This window comes from Microbacterium azadirachtae (assembly GCF_000956505.1).
Lineage (GTDB): Bacteria > Actinomycetota > Actinomycetes > Actinomycetales > Microbacteriaceae > Microbacterium > Microbacterium azadirachtae_A.
In genome coordinates this window covers 1-20,433 of record NZ_JYIX01000018.1, presented here as the reverse complement: position 1 = coordinate 20,433, position 20,433 = coordinate 1, and the positions used below count along the sequence as shown (strand labels likewise).

Genomic DNA, 20,433 nt, shown 5'->3' with positions numbered 1-20,433 from the left:
TAGCGTGGAAGTCATGACTGAGAACACCACCCGCGAGCGCCTCGTCTCCACGACCGTGCTCGTGATCGGCACCGGCGGATCCGGCCTACGTGCGGCGATTGAGGTCGCAGAGCAGGGCGTCGACGTACTGGCCGTCGGCAAGCGCCCGCGCCACGACGCGCACACCTCCCTCGCGGCCGGCGGCATCAACGCGCCCCTCGGCACGATGGACCCGCAGGACAGTTGGCAGCAGCACGCGGCGGACACCATCAAGGAGAGCTACTTCCTCGCCGACCCGCGCACCGTCGAAATCGTCACGCGCGGCGCGGAGGAGGGCATCCGCGACCTGGAGCGCTACGGTATGGGCTTCGCCCGCGAGGACGACGGCCGCATCTCGCAGCGCTTCTTCGGCGCGCATACCTTCCGCCGCACCGCGTTCGCCGGCGACTACACAGGCCTGGAGATCCAGCGCGCCCTGGTCGACCGCGCGGAGCAGCTCGAGATCCCGATCCTCGACACCGTCTACATCACGCGTCTGCTGGTCGACGACGTCCCCGGCCCGGACGGCGGCACGGTTCCCCGGATCTTCGGCGCCTACGGCTTCGACCTCGTCGACGGCGCGCGGTACCTCATCCACGCCGACGCCGTGATCCTCGCCGCCGGCGGGCACAACCGCATCTGGCGGCGCACGTCCTCCCGCCGCGACGAGAACACCGGCGACTCCTTCCGTCTCGCCGTCGAGGCGGGCGGGCGGATCCGCGACCCCGAGCTCGTGCAGTTCCACCCCTCCGGCATCATCGAGCCGGAGAGCGAGGCGGGCACCCTCGTGTCCGAGGCCGCGCGCGGCGAGGGCGGGGTCCTGCGCAACGCGCTCGGCGAGCGGTTCATGCAGAAGTACGACCCGGAGCGGATGGAGCTGTCCACCCGCGATCGCGTGGCGCTGGCGGCGTACACCGAGATCGCGGAGGGGCGCGGAACTCCGAATGGCGGCGTCTGGCTGGACGTCTCGCACCTGCCCCGCGAGACGATCATGACCCGGCTGCCGCGCGTCTATCAGACGATGCTCGAGCTGCAGATGCTCGACATCACGAAGGATCCGATCGAGATCGCGCCGACCGCGCACTACTCGATGGGCGGCGTCTGGGTGCGTCCGGAGGACCACCGCACCGACGTGGACGGGCTGTACGCGATCGGCGAGGCCTCCTCCGGCCTGCACGGCGCGAACCGGCTGGGCGGCAACTCGCTCATCGAACTGCTCGTGTTCGGCCGGATCACCGGTCGCGCGGCGGTCGCGCACGCCTACGGCCTCGACGCGCAGCACCGTTCCACGGACGCGGTGCGCCGGGCCAGGGCCGAGATCGACGACCTGCTGGCCGCCGACGGTCCAGAGAACGTGCGTGCCCTGCAGCGCGCGATCCGCGACACCATGACCGCGCATGCGGGCGTCGTCCGCGACGAGGACGGGCTCCGCGCGGGCCTCGCCGAGCTCGACGCGATCGAGGAGCGGATGACCCGGATCGGGATCCACCCCGACATCGCCGGGTTCCAGGATCTCGCGCACGCCTTCGACCTGCGCTCCTCCGCCCTCGCCGCACGCGCAACCGTCGAGGCGGCCCTCGAGCGCCGCGAGACCCGCGGCTGCCACAACCGCAGCGACTACCCCGCGATGGATCCTGCGCTGCAGGTCAACCTCGTCTGGTCCCCGTCCACCGGCGTCGTCCGCGAAGAGATCCCGCCGATCCCGGCGGAGATCGACGCCCTGATCCGCGAGGTCGACAGCGCGGGCAAGCTCGTGGAGTAGCGCGGCGACGCTCGGCCGCGGGCCGGACGCGCACCGGGCGCGGGCCGGACGGCGGGGATCCTCCCCCGCCGCCCGGCCCGCGGTGGTAGAGTGCCTCAACGGATCGTATACAAAGTCGTCGATCCACCCCTGCATCTTCCCGAGGTGATCAGTCGTGGCAGCCATACCCGTCGCTCCCGCAGAGTCCGTCTCGACGCTCGTCGCGCGCAACATCAGCGAGTTCCGCTCCGCCGTGTCCGACTCGTTCGTGCCGCTGCAGGTGAGCGGCGAGGGATCCGCGCCGTTCCGCGGCCTGATCCGCGGCGCCTCCGTCGACGAGGTGCACGTCACCGACCTACGCGCGTCGCGCCACGTCGTGGAGCGCACGCCGGAGCTCATCGCCCGCGGCGACCGCTCGTACTTCAAGGTGAGCCTGATGCTCGCCGGCACGGGCCTGCTCATCCAGGACGACCGAGAGGCCGTGCTCACCCCCGGCGACCTCGCCGTCTACGACACCGATCGCCCGTACTCGCTCGTGTTCGACGAGGACTTCCGCACCATGGTGGTCATGTTCCCGAAGCACCTGCTGAGCCTGCCGCCCGAGATGGTCGGGCAGCTCACCGCCGTGCGGATCTCGGGCCAGGAGGGCCTGGGCGGCATGGTCGTGCCGTACCTGCGCCAGCTCGCCACGAACCTCGACCAGCTCGCCGGCGCCACCGGCGCTCGTCTCGCGCACAGCGCGCTCGACCTCGTCTCCACGGTGTTCACCCGCGAGCTCGGCCTCGACGAGGCGGCGGCCGACCCGCACCGCGCGCTCATGCAGCGCATCCGCGGTCACATCGACCGCAACCTCGCCTCGACCGACCTCGGCCCCACGACGATCGCGGCCGCGCACTTCATCTCCACGCGGCACCTGCACGGCCTGTTCCAGGAGCAGGGCACGACCGTGTCGACCTGGATCCGCACCCGCCGGCTCGAGCAGTGCCGTCGCGACCTGCTGGATCCGATCCTCGCCGACCGCCCCGTCGCCGCGATCGCCGCGCGCTGGGGCTTCGTCGACGCCGCGCACTTCAGCCGTGCGTTCAAGACCGCCTACGGCGTCTCCCCGAGCGAGTACCGCGCCACGCACTGAGCACGCCTGCCCGGCCGCGCTGCCCACGCTGCCCGCTGCTCTACCCGCGAGACTCCATCTCCGCGACGAGACTGCGCGCGAGATCTGCAGTCTCGTCGCCCAGTTGGAGTCTCGCGGCTCCTCAGTCCGGCACGTAGCGCAGCTCGAGGACGCCGCTGGGGTACGGGGTGCTCTGCGTCAGGCGCAGCCTCACCGGCGCGCCCTGCTCCGGGAACAGAGCCGTGCCCGAACCCGCCGCCGCGGGCAGCACCCAGAACCGGTACTCGTCGACGGCCCCGGCCGCGATCAGGGCGCGCTGGAAGGAGTCGCCCGCGATCGCGAAGAGGTTCTTGCCCGGCTCGGCCTTGAGCCGGGCGATCTCCTCGGCGAGGTCGCCCGAGGCGACGCTCGACTCGCCCCATTCGTGCACCGCGGTGAGCGTGCGCGAGAAGACCACCTTCGGGATCGCGTTCATCGGCGCCGCGGACGGGTGCTGCGCCACCGGCCAGAACCCCTTCATCGCCTCGTACGACATCCGGCCCATGAGGAACGCGCCCGCCTCCCAGAGCTGCCGGACGTACTCCTGCTCCTGCGCATCATCGTCGATCGACTCCATGACGCCGCGCATCCCGTTCGTCGCGCCGACGCTCTTGCCGTCGATAGAGACGTAATAGCTCAGGATCAGCTTCCGCCTGCTCTCTGCCATGAGAGCAGTCTGAACCCGTTACTTGTTATTTGCAAGCAACTGCATTGCGCCCAGACCACATCCGCGAGACTCCAACTCCGCGACGAGACTGCGCTCGAGAACTGCAGTCTCGTCGCCCAGATGGAGTCTCGCGGACAGAGGATGGCGCGGACAGAGGAGGGCGGGGATACGGGGTCAGTCGTCGAACTCGATCTCGATGAAGCCGCCGACGATGCGGGTGCGGAACGTGCGCAGCAGGAGCGCCGGATCCGTGAAGCACTCCCCCGTGCCGAGGTCGTAGACCTCCTTGTGCAGCGGCGACGCGATCGTGGGCCGATCACCGCGTGAGCCGACGATCCCGCGCGCCATCACGGGTGCACCACCGGCGGGATCCTCGTGCTCGACCGCGTACACCTCGCGCGGGGAGAGCAGGAAGAGCGCGACCTGCCGCATCCGGATCAGCACCGCCTCGCCCCACGACGGCTCCAGGTCGTCGACGCGGCAGACGCGCTCCCACCCGGAGCGCGCGCCCGCGGCGCCGTGCAGGACCGGCCCCGCGAGCGGCAGGGTGCGAGACGCGAGGGCCGACCCCGCGAGAGCGGGACGAGGAAGAGTCTGCGTGATCGTCATGGCCCGACGCTATGCGCCGCGTGTTTCCGGCACCGTCACGGCATGTGTCGGCCACGTGAAAGACGGCTCACACGCCCCCGCCGGGACTGTGCGTCCGGCGACATCCGCCGGTTACATCGGCGAAACGGTCGGGAAACGGCGTCGACCTACGCTCGGATCCACCGACACGGAGGAGGGCACGCATGACGACCCGACGAACCCTGATCGCCGGGGGCGGCCCCGCCGCCCATCGCCTCGTGGAGGCCCTGGTCTCCCGCGGCGCCGGAGACCGGCTCATCACCGTCCTCGCCGAGGAGCCCCACCAGCCCTACGACCGCGTGCAGCTGAGCACGCGCCTCGCCGACCGCGACGCCGATCTCACCCTCGACCCGGGCTGCTGGGACGACCCCGCGGTGTCCCTGCGGATCGGCGAGAGGGCCGTGTCGATCGACCGCGACGCCCGCACGGTCACCACCTCGAACGGCGCCGTGCTCGGCTACGACGACCTCGTCCTGGCGACCGGATCCGCAGCGCCCGTCCCGGACATCCCCGGATCCGACGCGGCCCTGGTCTACCGCACCCTGGCCGACGTGGACGCGCTGATCGCCGAGGTCGCCGCGCGCCGCGACGAGCTCGGCCGGCCCCCGCGGGTCGCCGTCGCGGGCGGAGGACTGCTGGGGCTGGAGGCAGCTGGAGGCGTCGCCGCTCTCGGCGGCGAGGCCGTGATCATCCATTCCGGCGGATGGCTGATGTCGGCGCAGCTCGACGAGGGCGCAGGCCAGGCCCTGGGCAGACTCATCGCGGCGCGCGGTATCGATCTGCACCTGGGCACACGACCGCAGCGGATCCTGTGCGACGACGACGGACGCCCGACGACCGTCCGGTGCACGGACGGCCGCAGCGTCCCCGCGGACATCGTCGTGTTCGCGATCGGCATCCGTGCGCGCGACGAACTGGCCAGGTCCGCAGGCATCGACACCGCAGAGCGCGGCGGGGTGATCGTCGACGACGCGTGCCGCAGCTCCGACCCTTCGGTCTGGGCGATCGGAGAGGTGGCCGCGATCGACGGCCGCACGATCGGGCTGGTCGCACCCGCGAACGCCATGGCGGAGACCGTCGCCGACCGGCTGCTCGGCGGCGATGCGACGTTCACCACCGTCGACGACGCCACCAAGCTCAAGCTCTCCGGGGTGGACGTCGCGAGCTTCGGCGACGCCCTCGCCCGTGAGCCCGGCGCCCTGGAGATCGTGTACGCGGACCCCGCCCGCGGGCTGTACCAGAAGCTCGTCGTGAGCGACGACGCCAAGACCCTGCTGGGCGGGGTCTTCGTGGGCGACGCCGCCCCGTACGCGGGCCTGCGCCCGCTGCTGGGGCGGACGCTGGACGCCGAACCCGCCGCGTACCTGTCGGCGGCCGGCGCCGAGCCGCCGTCCGGGGGCGCGCTGCCCGACGACGCTTTCGTGTGCTCGTGCAACAACATCACCGCGGGCAGCGTGCGCGGGGCGATCGCCGACGGCTGCCACGAACTCGGCGCGCTCAAGGCGTGCACCCGCGCGGGGACGCAGTGCGGCTCCTGCGTCCCGCTGGTGAAGAAGCTGCTCGAGGCCGAGCTCACCGCCTTGGGCGCCACCGTGTCGCACGCGCTCTGCGAGCACTTCGACCAGTCCAGACAGGAGCTGTTCGAGTCCGTCCGCGTGCTCGGTCTGACCAGCTGGGAGGACACGATCGCGCGGCTCGGACGCGGTCGCGGCTGCGACATCTGCAAGCCCGTCGTGGGCTCGATCCTCGCCAGCCAGCACGGCCAGTACCTTCTCGACGCGGGACGCGGGCCGCTGCAGGACACCAACGACCGTGCACTCGCGAACATGCAGAAGGACGGGACGTACTCGGTCGTGCCGCGCATCCCCGGCGGCGAGATCACTCCCGAGAAGCTCGCCGTGATCGCCCGGGTGGCGCAGGACTTCGGGCTCTACACCAAGATCACGGGCGGCCAGCGGATCGACCTGTTCGGGGCACGGCTGGATCAGCTCCCGGCGATCTGGGAGCAGCTGGTCGAGGCGGGCTTCGAGTCGGGGCAGGCCTACGGCAAGGCGCTGCGCAACGTGAAGAGCTGCGTCGGATCCACCTGGTGCCGCTACGGCGTGCAGGACTCGGTCGGCATGGCGATCGCGTTGGAGCTGCGCTACCGCGGGCTGCGCAGCCCGCACAAGCTCAAGTTCGGCGTCTCGGGATGCGCCCGCGAATGCGCCGAGGCCCGTGGCAAGGACGTGGGCGTGATCGCGACCGACAAGGGCTGGAATCTGTACGTCGGCGGCAACGGCGGTTTCCAGCCCGCACACGCGCAGCTGCTGGCCTCGGATCTGGACGACGACACCCTGGTGCGCTACATCGACCGCTACCTCATGTACTACATCCGCACGGCGGACCGCCTGCAGCGCACGGCCCGCTGGATCGAGGAGGTGGACGGCGGTCTCGACCATGTGCGCGACGTGGTCGTGCATGACGTGCTGGGGCTCGCCGAGGAGCTGGAGTCGGCGGTGGCCGCGCACGTCGACGCCTACGAGGACGAATGGGCCGCGACCCTGCGCGATCCAGAGCGCCTCCGCCGGTTCCGGTCTTTCGTGAACGCGCCGACCCAGCCGGATCCCTCGATCGCCCGCGTCGCGGAGCGCGGCCAGCTGCGACCCGCGACCGCCCAGGAGCGCGCCGCCGGTGCGGTGCTGGTCGCCGGCCCCACGATCCCGGTCCGCACCGAGGAGCTCCCGTGACCGCGCGGGTGGGGACCGTCACGCTCGTCGGCGGCGGGCCGGGCGATCCCGAACTGCTCACGATCGCCGCGGCGCGCGCGCTCGCGTCCGCCGATGTCGTGCTGTACGACCGGCTCGCGCCGCACGAGACCCTCGCCGAACTCGCGCCCCGCGCCGAGCTCATCGACGTCGGCAAGCGGCCGGGGCACCACCCGATCGCGCAGGAGGAGATCGAGCGGTTGCTCGTCGCGCACGCACGAGGCGGCGCGGACGTCGTGCGACTCAAGGGCGGGGATCCGTTCGTGTTCGGCCGCGGCGGCGAGGAGCTCGACGCGTGCCGGAACGCGGGCGTGCCGGTCCGGGTGATCCCCGGCGTGACGAGCGCGATCGCGGTCCCCGCCGCGGCCGGGATCCCGGTCACGCATCGCGGGGTCTCCCGCCTGTTCACGGTGGTCTCGGGACACGCGCCCCTCTCGCCCGCGGAGCTCGAGCACCTCGCCGGCCTCGGCGGCACGATCGTCGTGCTGATGGGCGTCTCGAACCTCCCCTCGATCAGCGCCGGACTGCTCCGCTGCGGAATGGCGCCGGACGTCCCCGCCGCCGTCATCGAGCGCGGCGGCTCCGCCGCGCAGCGCACGACCTTCGCGGATCTCTCCCGCCTCCGCGAGACGGCCGAGCGTGCGGGGGTCCGATCCCCCGCGGTCATCGTGATCGGCGAGGTCGTGCGACGCGCCCTCCTCGGCGAGGCGGAGGCCCGAGCGGTCCTCGCCGATGCCGTCCTGCGCTCCGGGAGCGGCGTATGACATCGGCGGAGGCTTCCGCCGATCGCGCCGACGGGGCATCCGTCGCGGGCTTCCGACCGGATCAGCTGTCCGGCTTCCGCATCGGCGTGACCAGCGATCGGCGCTCGGCGGATCTGATCGATGCGTTCGAGCGCCGCGGCGCGACCGTGCTCCATGCGCCGACGGTGCGGATGCGGCCCGCCGAGGACGATGCGCCGGTCATCGCCGACACCCGGCGCATGATCGCCGCCCGCCCTGATGTGCTTCTCGCCACGACCAGCTACGGGATGCGGCGCTGGTTCGAGGTCGCCGACGCCGCCGGTCTCGGCGAGGCGCTGCAGGGCGCGGTCTCCGCATCGCGGATCCTCGTGCGCGGCCCGAAGGCGCGAGGGGCGGTCCGTGCCGCCGGGCTCGACGACGCCGGAATGAGCGACGAGGAGACCACGGCCTCCCTGGTCGACAAGACCATCGCCGAGTGCCCGAGAGGGGCGACGGTCGCCGTGCAGCAGCACGGACAGTCCGATGAGCGGCAGCTGCTCCGCCTGCGGGCCGCCGGGATGAGCGTGCTCACCGTCTCGCCGTACACCTGGTCGACCGACGAGGACGCGGATGAGCGGATCACGCGCCTGATCGATGCGGTCGCCGCGCGGCAGCTCGACACCGTCACCTTCACCAGCGCCCCGGCCGTGGACGGACTTCTCGCCGCGGCGCGCGCCCGCGGACGCCTCGACGAGGTCGTGCAGGCCCTGCGCGACGACGTGGTCGCCGCGAGCGTTGGACCTGTGACGTCGGCGCCACTGCGCGACGAGCGGATTCCCGTCCTGCAGCCGGATCGGTATCGCATGGGCGCGCTCATCCGGCTCGTCTGCGAGCATCTGGAGGATCGCGCGACGCTGCGCGTGCGCACTCGCCACGGCGCGGTCGAGCTGCGCGGCAGCGCGGCCGTGATCGGCGGCACGGCCGTGCGGTTGACCCCGGGTTCGGTGACGCTGTTCCGCGCCCTCGTCGCGGCCAAGGGCGCGGTCGTCTCGCGCCGCGCGCTCGCGGGCGCCCTCGACGGCGACGAGCACACGATGGAGGTGTCGCTCAGCCGTCTCCGCCAGACCTTGGGCGTGCCAGGGCTCGTCGCCACGGTCGTGAAGCGCGGCTACCGCCTCGACGTCTGACGTCGGAGGGTCACGGCACCGGAACGGCGGCGAGCAGCGCGGCGATGCGGCCCTTGCAGCCACCGCAGCCGGTGCCGGCCCTGGTGCAGCGTCCGATCTCCTCGACCGTGCCGGCCCCGCCGGCGGCCGCTTCCGTGATCCGCGCGGCCTTCACCCCGTTGCACCAGCACACCGTCGCATCGGGCCCGAGCGGGTCGTCGACCGGCACGGCACGGGCGTCGACGGCATCGAGCCGGAGCAGCGCGGACGGTTCGACCGGCAGCGCCGCACCGCGCTCGAACAGCAGGGTGAGCTCGGCTCCGGCGTGCGGCAGCCCGACCGCGACGAAGCCCGACAGCACTCCGTGACGGACGACGGTCTTCAGGTACGCGCCTCGGGCGGCATCGACCCAGACGCTCACCTCCGCGTCCGGATCCCACGGCTCCGCGCCGTGATCTCCGCCCGACACGACATCGATCCCGGTCGCCTTGAGCATCACGACGGTCGGGCGCTCCTGCCCCGGCACCGCGGCGTCCCGCCCGATGCGCATCCCCGATGCCTCGGCACGCAGCCGCGCAGCGACGGCCGCGGCCTGTCGCCATCCGGGGCCGATCAGCCCGCTGGGCGCCCCCGCGACACGACCGGATCGATCCGCGGCGGCCGGGTCGGCGATCTGCGCGCAGTCCCCGATCGCGAACACGCCGGAGTCGGTCCAGGTCTGCAGCGACTCGTCCACGAGCACGCCCCGCGCGCACGCCAGACCGGCGTCGAGCGCGAGCTCGATGCGAGGGCCGACGCCGCAGGAGAGCACGAGCAGATCGCCGCGGAGATATGTGCCGTCGGCGCAGGAGATCCCGTCGAAGACCCATCCCGCAGCGGTGTCGCGGAAGTCGAGGCCCTCGGCGCGGGCGTGCGCCGCCATGCCGAGCCCCGCCGCCCGCGCGGCCAGGGACAGCATCCGCCCGCCGGTCTCGTCCAGATTGCGCCCCATCGGCGCCGGGCCGTGATGCACGACCGTGACTCCGGCGCCGTGCTCGGCGGCGAGCAGCGCGAACTCCATCCCCAGGACGCCGGCGCCGAGCACGAGGATCCTTCCGCCCCCCGCCACGACGGGGGCGATCGCCTCGGCGTCGCCCAGATCGCGCAGCGCCGTCACGCCGGCGGGCAGCGCCGGCGGAGCGCTGCCCGCCGAGGCGCCGCGTGCATGACGCGTGTCGGGGAGCCCGTCGAGCGTGGGGACGTTCGCGCGTGCGCCGGTGGCGAGCACGAGGCGGTCGTAGCCGACCTCGTCGCCGCGCGACGTGCGCACCCGCCTGCGGGCCAGGTCGATCGCGACCGCCGCCTCGGCGAGCCGGAACCGCACTCCCGCCCGCTGCGCGGCCGCGGTGTCGGCGACGTCGAGACGAGACCTCGTGGCGGCGCCGACCGCGTACTCGGCGAGCAGCACCCGGTTGTAGGCGTCCTCGCCCTCGGCGCCGAGCACCACGAGGTCGACGCGACCTGCCTCGACCGCGGGAAGCAGCTCCTCGACGAACCGGGCGCCGACGGGCCCGTAGCCGATCAGCACGACCCGCAGCACCCCGGTCATGCCGCACTCTCGCTCTCGGAGGAGCGCTCCCGCGTGACGGTGACCGCCGTGCGCTTGAACTCCGGCATCCCCGACACCGGATCGACGACGGCCGCGGTGAGCAGGTTCGCGCACTCCTCGTCCGGGAAGTGGAACGGCAGGAAGACCGTGTCCATCCGGATGCGCTCGGCCAGCAGCGCGACCGCGCGGACGGCGCCGCGCCCGTTGCGCAGCACGATCGGATCCCCCTCCGCGATGCGGAGGCGGGCCGCGGTCGCGGGATGCAGCTCGGCGCGCGCACGCGGCTGGGCGGCGGAGAGCTCTGGCACTCGCCGGCTCTGCGCGCCGGACTGGTAGTGCTCGAGCAGGCGTCCGGTGATGAGCGTCAGATCGGCGGAGGGCTCCCCCTGGCCGACCGCGCGCGACGCCGGAGTCGCCCCCGCGTCGTCGCGGTCGAGCTCCCGCGGACGGACTGCGACGAGCCTCGCCCGCCCGTCGGCGTGGCCGAATCGCTCCAGGAACAGTCGCGGCGTCCCGGTGGATCCGATGGGATACGGCCAGTGCGCGGCGATCCCCTCATCCAGCTGGGCGTCCAGGAGTTCGTGGCTCAACCCCGAGTAGTCCGCGAGTCCTCCGGCGGAGGCGCGGGCGAGCTCCGCGAAGACTTCCGCCGGGTCGGTCGGCCAGACCGAGGGCGCGTCCAGCCGTGCGGCCAGATCGGCGAGGATCTCGAGCTCGCTGCGCACGCCGTCCGGCGGATCCAGCGCGCGGCGTCGGCGGATGATCCGGCCCTCGAGGTTCGTCATCGTCCCCTCCTCCTCCGCCCACTGGGTGACCGGCAGGACGACATCGGCGAGCGCGGCCGTCTCGCTCAGCACGAAGTCGCAGACCACCAGCAGGTCGAGCGCCGCCAGCCCCGCCCTCGTCCGTGCGACGTCGGGCCCGGAGACCACGACGTTCGCTCCGTGCACGAGCAGTGCACGGACGCCGCCCCGCGCACCGAGCAGGCCGAGCAGCTCCACCGCCGGCACGCCGGGACCGGGCAGTATGGCGGGATCGACGCCCCAGACCGCGGCGACCGCGGTCCGGTGCGCGGGATCGGCGATGCGCCGGTATCCGGGCAGCTGGTCGCACTTCTGGCCGTGCTCGCGTCCGCCCTGCCCGTTGCCCTGACCGGTCAGGGTGCCGTATCCGGATCCCGGCGTGCCCGGCAGGCCGAGGACGAGCGCGAGGTTGATCGCCGCCGTGACGGTGTCGGTGCCGTCGACGTGCTGCTCGACACCGCGCCCGGTGAGGATGAACGCGTTCCGGGATGCGGCGAGTGTCCGGGCCGTCGCGCGCAGCAGCGCGACCGGCACCCCGGTGGCGGCCTGTACCCGCTCCGGCCACCAGGCGGCGACGCTGCGCCGCACCTCCTCGACGCCGACCGTGCGCGCCGCGAGGTAGTCGAGGTCGGCGAGGTCCTCGGCGAGCACGATGTGCGTGAGCCCCAGCAGCACCACAAGGTCGGTGCCCGGTGCGGGCTGCAGATGCAGGCCGGCGCCGTCGGCGGTCAGCTGCGCGGTCTGGGAGCGGCGCGGATCGACCACGATCAGACCGCCCTCGGCGCGCGCACCCGCCAGGTGCGAGAGGAGCGGCGGCATGGTCGCCGCGACGTTCGAGCCGAGCAGCAGGATCGCGTCGGCGCCGTCGAGGTCGTCGACGGGGAACGGCAGCCCGCGGTCGATCCCGAACGCCCTGTTGCCGGCCGCGGCGGCGGATGCCATGCAGAACCGGCCGTTGTAGTCGATGCGCGAGGTGCCGAGGGCGAGACGGGCGAACTTTCCGAGCAGGTAGGCCTTCTCGTTGGTGAGGCCGCCGCCTCCGAACACGGCGACCGCGTCTGGGCCGTCCTCGCGCCGGATCGCGCGCAGCTGCGCGGCGATCCGGCCGAGAGCCTCATCCCACGTCGCCGGCCGGAGTCCGCCCTGCTCCCGGATCAGCGGCGAGGTCAGGCGATCCGGCGTCGTGAGGAGCTCTGCCGAGGTCCAGCCCTTGGTGCAGAGTCCGCCCCGGTTGGTGGGGAACATCCGGGGTTCGACGCGCACCGGCGCAGGGCCCTGCGGGTTCGGCACGAGCGTCATCGCGCACTGCAGGGCGCAGTACGGGCAGTGCGTCGCGGCCGGCATCTCAGATCCGCACCCCGCGGCGCCGGCCGCGCAGGTGCACGGCGACGGTGACCGCCAGCAGCAGCACGTAGGCGCCGACGAACCAGCCGAGCCCTGCCGCGTAGCCGCCCGTCGCGGATTTGGAGAGACCGAGCGCCTGCGGGATGACGAATCCGCCGTAGGCGCCGATCGCGGAGACGATCCCCAGGGCCGCCGCCGCCGCGCGCTGCGCCGGCACGTCACCGGATGACGCGTGTCCGTCACCGGCGCCAGAGCGCAGCGCGAACAGCGTGGGGATCATCCGGTACGTGGCTCCGTTGCCGGCGCCGCTCGCGACGAACAGCAGCAGGAAGAAGCCGAGGAAGAAGCGGAAGTCGCCGAGCGGCAGGGTGAGGATGACGCCGATCGCCCCGAGTGCCATGATGGCGAAGGCGGCGATCGTGATGGTGCTTCCGCCGAACCGATCGGCCAGGCGCCCGCCGAGGGGGCGGGCGAGGGAGCCGACCAGGGCGCCGACGAACGCGAGCGAGAGCGTGGCGCCGCCGAGCGGGAACGCGCTGAACGCCGGGAACTGGTCGGCGATGAGCTTCGGGAAGACGCCGGAGAAGCCGATGAAGGATCCGAAGGTCCCGATGTACAGCAGGGCCATCAGCCACAGTTCCGGATAGCGCAGCGCCGCGAGCGACGCCTTCACGTCCGCCGTGGCGCTCGTGAGGTTGTCCATCCGGAACCAGGCGCCGATCGCGGCCACGAGGATGAGCGGGATCCAGATCAGGCCGGCGAACGGCAGCCCCAGCGTCGCCCCGGCTCCCAGCGTGATCACGATCGGCACCGCGAACTGGGCCACCGCCGCGCCGAGATTGCCGCCCGCGGCGTTCAGGCCGAGCGCCCAGCCCTTCTCCCGCTGCGGGTAGAACGAGGTGATGTTGGCCATGGAGCTGGCGAAGTTGCCGCCGCCGAGGCCCGCGAGCGCCGCGACGGCGAGCATCACGGGGAAGGGCGTGTGCGGATTCGAGACGCAGATCGCGAGCCCGGTGGCGGGGATCAGCAGCAGCAGCGCCGAGACGACGGTCCAGTTCCGGCCGCCGAAGCGCGGCACCATGAACGTGTACGGGAAGCGCAGGGTCGCCCCGACGAGGCTCGGGATCGAGATCAGCCAGAACGTCTGCGTCACGGTGAAGGAGAAGCCTGCACCGGGGAGCGCGACGACGACGATGGACCACAGCTGCCAGACCACGAAGCCCAGGAACTCGGCGAAGATCGACCACCGCAGGTTCCGCCCGGCGATCGCGGCCCCGCCGTCGCGCCACTGACCTGTGTCCTCGGGATCCCACCCGGAGATCCAGCGCCCCGGCAGGAAGTCCAGCCCGGCGGACCGGGTGGCGGATGTGCTCGACGTGGCGGGGTTCGTTGCCGTGCTGGTCATCGCGGGCCTCCTCTGAGTGCGTGTGCGCTCACGCTGTCAGGCCCGTGTTTCGGCCGGTCGCGCGCCCGGTGACGCCCGTGTGTCGAAGTCCTCTCGTCTGCGGCGAGGCCGTGTGAGGCGGATCCGCACGTCGTCGGGTGCGGAATCCGGCTCTTGCCCCTGGGGGCACGCCGGTTGACTCTCGGCGCGCGATCGGATCCGGATCGTTGAGGCCGCTCCGGCGCGGGAACAGCATGGTTCCACGCCCCGCAGTCCGGCGGGGTCAGGGTCGAAGGAGTCCCAGAGTGTCCGATGATGTGACGATTGCCGATCCGGTCTCCGCGCCCGACGACGGGCTCGACGAATGGCGCACCTATGACGAGTTCGCCGCGGGGATCGACACCTACCGCCTGCCGAACATCGACCTGGACGGCACGTCCCTGACCCTGGCGCTCGACGGCGGCGGGACCCTCGCCCTGGACTTCGGCTCTTCGACGGGCTCGGGAGCAGGGCTCGTAACGTGGTCGGGCCTCGGCGCCGCCGGCACCGACCCCTACGACGCGGTCGCGGTGCGCGACGACGTCGTCTTCGTGAACCTGCCGCTCGCGTCGCGCGAGCGCGAGGCCCTCACCGTCGTGTACTCCACCACGACCCACCGCGCCACCGTGGTCCGCTCGCGCATCGCCGCGGAGGCGGTCGAGGGGACCCCGCAGGTCGGCCAGGAGTTCTGGTCCGCCACGACCGGCGCCGGCGAGCCCACGGGCGAAGTGCCTGGACCCAGCCGAGACCTCATCGGCAAGCGCAACGTCTACCGGTACAGCCCGCACCACCTGTACGAGCACGTCTACGTCTCCAGCCAGCGCTACGCCTGGCAGTGCCTCGAAGGCGTGCAACGCGGACACGGCGACATGGACCTCTCCACGGTGTGGAAGTTCGCGGACGGCCTCTACCTGTTCTGCTTCCGCGAGTTCCGGATCGCGGTCGCGAGCGTCTGGCTGCACGACCTCGGCTACCAGCTGATGACGACCGGGATCTTCCTCGGCCTCAACGGCGATGGCGACTCGGAGCACTCCCGCGGCGGCGGCCACATCTATCCGCTCGGCTCGGTCGCCTACCCCGACGCCCAGCCCGTCTGACCTCCGCCGATCGCCGTGAACAGCCTCCCGCACGGCGGCCTCGCGGCATCCGCCGACCCTGCGATCCCTGAGGAGCATCCCGCCATGACCAACGCCGACATCATCCGAGCCCACTACGACGCGAGCGACCGCGGCGACGTGGACGGTATGCTCGCGCCGCTCCGCGCCGACGTGCGCTGGACCGAGGCCGCGGGCTTCCCGTACGCCGGCACCTACGTGGGCCCCGACGCCGTGGTCGAGAACGTCTTCTCCCGCCTCCAGGACGACTGGGACGACTACACGCTCGCGGTGGACGAGGTCGTGGACGGCGGCGACACCGTGATCGGCATCGGCACGTACTCCGGAACCTACAAGCGCACAGGGCGGTTCTTCGCCGCCCGCGTCGCGCACGTGTGGCGGCTCGAGGGCGGCGAGGTCGTGGCCTTCGAGCAGTTCACCGACACCGAGATGGTCTCCCGCGCCACCCGCGACTGACCGCCGCAGCACGCACCACTGCACCGCACCGCACCGCACCGCACCGACCTGCACCACACCGCGGGGTCCGCTCCGCACCCGAGAAGACAGGAATCACATGAACAAGCGCATCACCGCCGCAGCAGCGCTGCTCGCCGCGGGAATGCTGGCCCTGGCCGGCTGCTCCGGCGACGGCGGCTCAGGATCCGGCTCCTCCGACCCGATCGTCGTCGGATCCGTCAACACCATCTCAGGACCGGCGACCTTCCCCGAGGCGTCCCAGGCGGCCAAGGCCGTGTTCGACAAGTTCAACGCCGACGGCGGGCTGAACGGCCGCAAGATCGACTACAAGGCACTCGACGACAAGGGCGACCCCGCCACCGCGACCGCGAACGCCCGCGAGATCGTCGGATCCGACAACGCCGTCGCGATGGTCGGATCCGCGAGCCTCATCGAGTGCGACCTGAACAAGAAGTACTACGAGCAGGAGGGGATCCTCTCGATCCCCGGCATCGGCGTCGACACGGGCTGCTTCGACAGCAAGAACATCTCGCCGGCCAACGTCGGCCCGTACAACGACATGACGCTGACCCTGCTGTACGGGTCAGAGCAGCTCAAGCTCGACAACATCTGCGTGCTGCTCGAGATCGCCGGATCCACCCGCCCGACCTACCAGGCCGCGATCGACAGCTGGACCAAGATCACCGGCAAGAAGCCCCTCTACGTCGACGACACCGTGCCCTACGGCGCGAGCGACTACACGCCGTACATCGTCAAGGCCAAGCAGGCCGGCTGCAAGGCCCTCGCGATCAACCCCGTCGAGCCGGACGCGATCGGCCAGGTCAAGGCCGCCAACGCGCAGGGCTGGAACGACGTGACCTGGCTGTACCTGACGAGCGTCTACAGCGAGAACTTCGCCAAGGCCGTCGACAACGCCGGCGCCGGCATCTACGTCCCGGCCGAGTTCTACCCGTTCACCGAGGAGAACGACGTGAACAAGGACTGGCGTGACCTCATGACGAAGAACAACATCCCGCTGACCTCGTTCAGCCAGGGCGGTTACCTCGCCGCGACGCACTTCCTCACCGTGCTGAAGGGCATGAAGGGCGACATCACCCGCGAGACCGTCACCGAGGCGCTGAAGAACATGAAGCCCATCGACAACAAGATGATCGGCACGCCGTTCACCTTCGGCGTGCACAACACCGCCGGCTGGCCGATCGAGCTCAAGAGCGGCACCCACAAGTGGGAGAAGGTCTCGGACGACTGGCTCCGCATCCCCACCAAGTGATCCGACCCCGGGTCGTCGCGTCCTTCGTCTCGCTGCGCTCGCTCAGGAACCGGACAACGGTCCGGTCCCTGAGCGAGGAGCGAAGCGACGAGACGAAGGGCGCTCAACGACCGGGAATGGACGAGAAGGAAGAAGCACATGCTCGAAGGAGCCCTGGCAGGGCTTGCGGCCGGCGGCCTGTACGCCGTGCTCGGGGTCTGCCTCACCCTCATGGCCCGGCTGGTCCGGGTCGTCAACTTCGCCCAGGCGGCGGCCGGCATGTTCGGCGGGTTCTGCGCCGTGTGGCTCGTCACCAAGGCGGGCATGCCGGTGTGGATCGGATCCGTCCTCGGCGTGCTGATCGGCGGCCTGCTGGCCGCCGCGATCGGCTGGATCGCCGCGACCTGGCTGTCCGAGGCCTCCACGACCACGCGCTCCGCGATGACGGTCGGGCCGCTGCTCCTGCTGATCTCGCTCTCGTTCATCCTGTTCGGCAACAAGCCGCAGCCGTTCGCGCCGATCATCGCGGGGCCCGCGTTCTCGATCGGCGGCGTGGTGATCAGCCAGGTCACGGTATGGACGGTGGGCATGGCGATCGTCGTCGCGGTCGGGGTGCACGTCCTGCTCACCCGCACCCGGATCGGCACCCAGCTGCGCGCGCTCTCGGAGCGCCCGACCACGGCCGAGCTGCTCGGGATCCGCTCCCGCCCGCTCTCGATCGCGGTCTGGTTCGTGACCGGCGTGATCAGCGCGATCGCGATCGTGATCGTCGCGCCTTCGCAGTCCAATGACGCGACCAGCCTGTCGATGCTCATCATCCCCGCCGCCGCCGCAGCGCTGCTCGGCGGCTTCAAGCGCCTCGGCCTCACCGTGGTCGGCGGCCTCGTGCTGGGCGTGCTGGGCGGACTCGTCGCTCAGATCAACGAGATCTCCCTCGTCCGCAACTTCCTCCCGTTCCTGTTCATCGTGGTCCTGCTGCTGTGGACCCAGCGCAAGGAGGTGTGGGATGCCGCACGCTGAGCCGCTCTCGCCCGCCCGCCCGTCCGTCCCGCTCCTGCAGAGGCCGGTCGTCCGCATCGTCTGGCCGTTCGCCGTCGGAGCGCTCGCGATCCTTGTCGGCCTCCTGCTCTCGAACACCCTGCCGGGCTACTTCGTCTACCTCGCGATCAGCGCGGTGATCGCCGCGATCGCGATCATGGGGCTCGGCGTCGTGACCGGATCCGCCGGCATGATCGCCCTGTGCCAGCTCACCTTCGCGGCGATCGGCGCCTGGATCGTGGCGCTCATGAACATCTGGCATGCGCCGGGCGGCTTCATCGTGTGGCTGATCCTCGGCGCACTCGTCGCCGGGGTCGCCGGAATCCTCGTGGGCCTGCCCGCCCTGCGCCTGCGCGGCGTGAACCTCGCCGTGGTCACCCTGGGCTTCGCCGCCGCGGCGGACGTCACGCTCGTGCAGATCCAGTTCCCCGGATCCGCGGACGCCATCTCGATCGACCGCCCGACAATGTTCTCGAACGACAAGAAATTCTTCTTCCTCTCGATCATCGTGCTCGTGGTGTGCGGGCTGATCGTGTTCTTCCTGCAGCGCAGCCGCTGGGGCGCGAGCTGGAAGGCCGTCGCCTTCTCCGAGCGCGGCACGGCAGCAGCCGGGCAGAGCGTGCAGGTCGCCAAGCTCACCGCGTTCGCGGTCTCGGCCGCGCTCGGCGGTGTGGCCGGGGGTCTGCTCGCCGGCCAGGTGCAGCTGCCGTTCGCGGCGAGCTTCACGCCTCTGCAGTCGCTCGCGCTGTACGTGCTGGCGATCATGAGCGGCGCGCACCTCATCGACATGGCGGTGTTCGGCGGCATCCTCTGGGTGCTCGTGCCGGAGCTGCTCAAGCGCTGGCACATCCCGCAGGACTGGGGCTTCGTGATCTTCGGCGTGCTGGGCGTGCAGGCGCTCACGAGCGGCACGAGCCTCGGCCAGGGGATCCGCAACCTCATCTGGAAGCGTCAGGACCGCAAGACCGCGAACGCCGCCATCGCCGCCCTCACCGCGCTGCCGCCGGACGCCTCCGACGACGCCGAGGAGATCCGCACCACCACCACGGCCACGCTGGATCCGGCCCTCCTGAGCGGCGAGCCGGTGCTGACCGTGGAGCACCTGACCGTCGAGTTCGGCGCCCTGAAGGCGCTCGACGACGTGTCGTTCTCCGTGCCGGAGGCGTCGATCATGGGCCTCATCGGGCCGAACGGCGCAGGCAAGTCGACCTTCGTGGATGCCATCAGCGGATTCCTGCCCAAGCACGGCGGCCGAGTGCTGCTGGGCGGCCGCGACCTCGCGGCCCTCTCCCCCACGCGTCGCGCCCGGCTGGGCCTGCGCCGCACGTTCCAGCAGGACAGGGTGCCTCCGCTGCTCACGGTGGGCGGGTACGTGCGCTTCGTCTCGCGGCGCCGGCTGTCCGCGCCCGACATCGAGGAGACGCTCGCGTTCTTCGGCTGCCCGCCCGCGCGGGCCCGGCTGTCGAGCGTCGACGTCGGCACCCGGCGCCTGGTCGAGGTGGCGGCCGCCGTGCTGGCGGGGCCGCGCCTGCTCATCCTCGACGAGCCCGCCGCCGGGCTCTCGCACGACGAGCACCTGGCCCTCGCCGCCCGGCTGCGCGAGCTGCCGCAGCGCTACGGCGTCGCGCTCATCATCATCGAGCACGACCTGGATCTGGTCCGCTCGGTGTGCCCGATGCTCACCGTGCTGAACTTCGGACAGGTGCTCGCCACCGGCCCGCAGGACGAGGTGCTCGCGAACCCCGACGTCGTCAAGGCCTACATGGGAGAGACGGAGCTGCTGTCATGAGCGAACTGGTGCTGGACGGCGTCACCGTCAGCCGCGGCGCTGGGCCGGTGATCTCCGACGTGTCGCTCACCGTGCGCGGCGGCGAGGTGCTCGCCCTCGTCGGTCCCAACGGCGCGGGCAAGACCAGCCTGATCGAGTCGATCTCGGGCGTCGTCGGCCACTCGGCCGGCTCGCTCTCGCTCGACGGGGAGCGCATCGACAGGCTCTCCCGGGTGTCGCGCGCCCGCAAGGGCATCGTGCACATCGAGCAGGGCAGGGCGGTGTTCCCGTCGCTCACCGTGCGCGAGAACCTGTCGCTCACCGCGCGCACGCCCGCCGAGCTCGAGGCGGCGCTCGCGCCGTTCCCGGAGCTGGAGAAGCGCATCGACTCCGCCACCGCGCTGCTGTCCGGCGGCGAGCAGCAGATGGTGGTGCTCGCGCGCGCGTTCGCCGCGAAACCCAAGATCCTGCTCATCGACGAGATGTCGCTCGGTCTCGCGCCCGTCGTGTTCATGCGGCTCGTGCCGATCGTGCAGTCGATCGCCGAGTCCGGCGTGGGGGTGCTGCTCGTGGAGCAGTTCACCCAGCTCGCGCTCGGTATCGCCCGCGAGGCCGTGGTCGTCGCCGGTGGCCGCGTGTCGTTCCAGGGCACGGCCGAGGACCTGCACGCGGATCCACAGCTCCTCCACCGCGCCTACCTCGGCGGCTAGCCCCCTCCCCTGGTCCACCCACATCCGGGTCGTCCCCGTCAGCGCACGCTATGGAGTCCGCTGACGGGGACGACTCGGGTTTGGGGAGCGCTCCCCGGGGG

The 20,433-nt window shown here is 71.8% G+C and carries 16 protein-coding genes; 11 read left to right on the top strand and 5 right to left on the bottom strand.

The window, feature by feature from the left end; all coding sequences use genetic code 11:
• Positions 1-13: 13 nt before the first annotated feature.
• Together RS86_RS01170 and RS86_RS01165 are read left to right on the top strand one after the other, a co-directional pair.
• Positions 14-1,780, top strand: coding sequence for an FAD-binding protein (locus RS86_RS01170; RefSeq protein ID WP_045270378.1), 1,767 nt, complete (start codon positions 14-16; stop codon positions 1,778-1,780).
• Between the two features lie 154 nt (positions 1,781-1,934).
• Positions 1,935-2,891, top strand: a complete 957-nt coding sequence (locus RS86_RS01165; protein WP_045270377.1) for a helix-turn-helix domain-containing protein — start codon at positions 1,935-1,937, stop codon at positions 2,889-2,891.
• Between the two features lie 121 nt (positions 2,892-3,012).
• Here RS86_RS01165 and RS86_RS01160 read toward each other — a convergent pair whose 3' ends face one another.
• Positions 3,013-3,576, bottom strand: a complete 564-nt coding sequence (locus RS86_RS01160) for a dihydrofolate reductase family protein (protein WP_045270376.1) — start codon at positions 3,574-3,576, stop codon at positions 3,013-3,015.
• A 174-nt stretch (positions 3,577-3,750) separates the two neighbouring features.
• Complete coding sequence (gene nirD, locus RS86_RS01155; RefSeq protein WP_082076471.1) at positions 3,751-4,185, bottom strand: nitrite reductase small subunit NirD; 435 nt, start codon at positions 4,183-4,185, stop codon at positions 3,751-3,753.
• A 182-nt stretch (positions 4,186-4,367) separates the two neighbouring features.
• Here nirD and nirB point away from each other — a divergent pair, with 182 nt between their 5' ends.
• Genes nirB through RS86_RS01140 form a run of 3 tightly spaced genes read left to right on the top strand, consistent with a single transcriptional unit; the run spans position 4,368 to position 8,859 of the window.
• A complete protein-coding gene (nirB, locus tag RS86_RS01150; RefSeq protein ID WP_045270375.1) occupies positions 4,368-6,932 on the top strand; it encodes a nitrite reductase large subunit NirB in 2,565 nt (854 codons plus the stop codon).
• The gene (gene cobA / locus RS86_RS01145) at positions 6,929-7,714 is read left to right on the top strand and encodes a uroporphyrinogen-III C-methyltransferase (protein WP_045270374.1); all 786 of its coding nucleotides are present in this window, start codon (positions 6,929-6,931) and stop codon (positions 7,712-7,714) included. Before nirB ends, cobA begins: the two co-directional genes overlap by 4 nt.
• A complete protein-coding gene (locus RS86_RS01140; protein ID WP_045270373.1) occupies positions 7,711-8,859 on the top strand; it encodes a uroporphyrinogen-III synthase in 1,149 nt (382 codons plus the stop codon). The genes cobA and RS86_RS01140 overlap by 4 nt, the downstream gene beginning before the upstream one ends.
• Positions 8,860-8,869: 10 nt before the next feature.
• On the opposite strand, the gene RS86_RS01135 is transcribed toward RS86_RS01140, so the two are convergent.
• From RS86_RS01135 to RS86_RS01125, 3 genes are read right to left on the bottom strand one after another with little or no spacing between them, the layout of a single operon-like run.
• Positions 8,870-10,426, bottom strand: a complete 1,557-nt coding sequence (locus tag RS86_RS01135) for an FAD-dependent oxidoreductase (protein ID WP_045270372.1) — start codon at positions 10,424-10,426, stop codon at positions 8,870-8,872.
• Entirely contained in the window at positions 10,423-12,573 is a 2,151-nt protein-coding gene (locus tag RS86_RS01130) for a molybdopterin oxidoreductase family protein (RefSeq protein WP_045270371.1), read from the bottom strand. The genes RS86_RS01135 and RS86_RS01130 overlap by 4 nt, the downstream gene beginning before the upstream one ends.
• Position 12,574: 1 nt before the next feature.
• Complete coding sequence (locus tag RS86_RS01125; protein ID WP_045270370.1) at positions 12,575-13,978, bottom strand: MFS transporter; 1,404 nt, start codon at positions 13,976-13,978, stop codon at positions 12,575-12,577.
• Positions 13,979-14,262: 284 nt separating this feature from the next.
• On the opposite strand from RS86_RS01125, the gene RS86_RS01120 reads away from it, so the two are divergent.
• The 6 genes from RS86_RS01120 (at position 14,263) to RS86_RS01095 (ending at position 20,332) form a co-directional block, all read left to right on the top strand.
• Positions 14,263-15,093, top strand: coding sequence for a MoaF C-terminal domain-containing protein (locus RS86_RS01120; protein WP_235281558.1), 831 nt, complete (start codon positions 14,263-14,265; stop codon positions 15,091-15,093).
• Positions 15,094-15,177: 84 nt separating this feature from the next.
• A complete protein-coding gene (locus tag RS86_RS01115) occupies positions 15,178-15,567 on the top strand; it encodes a nuclear transport factor 2 family protein (RefSeq protein ID WP_045270389.1) in 390 nt (129 codons plus the stop codon).
• A gap of 97 nt (positions 15,568-15,664) precedes the next feature.
• Positions 15,665-16,837, top strand: a complete 1,173-nt coding sequence (locus RS86_RS01110) for an ABC transporter substrate-binding protein (RefSeq protein WP_045270369.1) — start codon at positions 15,665-15,667, stop codon at positions 16,835-16,837.
• Between the two features lie 138 nt (positions 16,838-16,975).
• Positions 16,976-17,836 carry a branched-chain amino acid ABC transporter permease gene (locus RS86_RS01105; protein WP_045270368.1) on the top strand — a complete coding sequence of 287 codons (861 nt, stop codon included), beginning with the start codon at positions 16,976-16,978 and terminating at the stop codon, positions 17,834-17,836.
• Positions 17,823-19,643: an ABC transporter permease subunit gene (locus tag RS86_RS01100; RefSeq protein WP_045270367.1), complete on the top strand. Its 1,821-nt coding sequence runs from the start codon at positions 17,823-17,825 to the stop codon at positions 19,641-19,643. The genes RS86_RS01105 and RS86_RS01100 overlap by 14 nt, the downstream gene beginning before the upstream one ends.
• Complete coding sequence (locus RS86_RS01095; RefSeq protein ID WP_045270366.1) at positions 19,640-20,332, top strand: ABC transporter ATP-binding protein; 693 nt, start codon at positions 19,640-19,642, stop codon at positions 20,330-20,332. The genes RS86_RS01100 and RS86_RS01095 overlap by 4 nt, the downstream gene beginning before the upstream one ends.
• Positions 20,333-20,433: the final 101 nt, after the last annotated feature.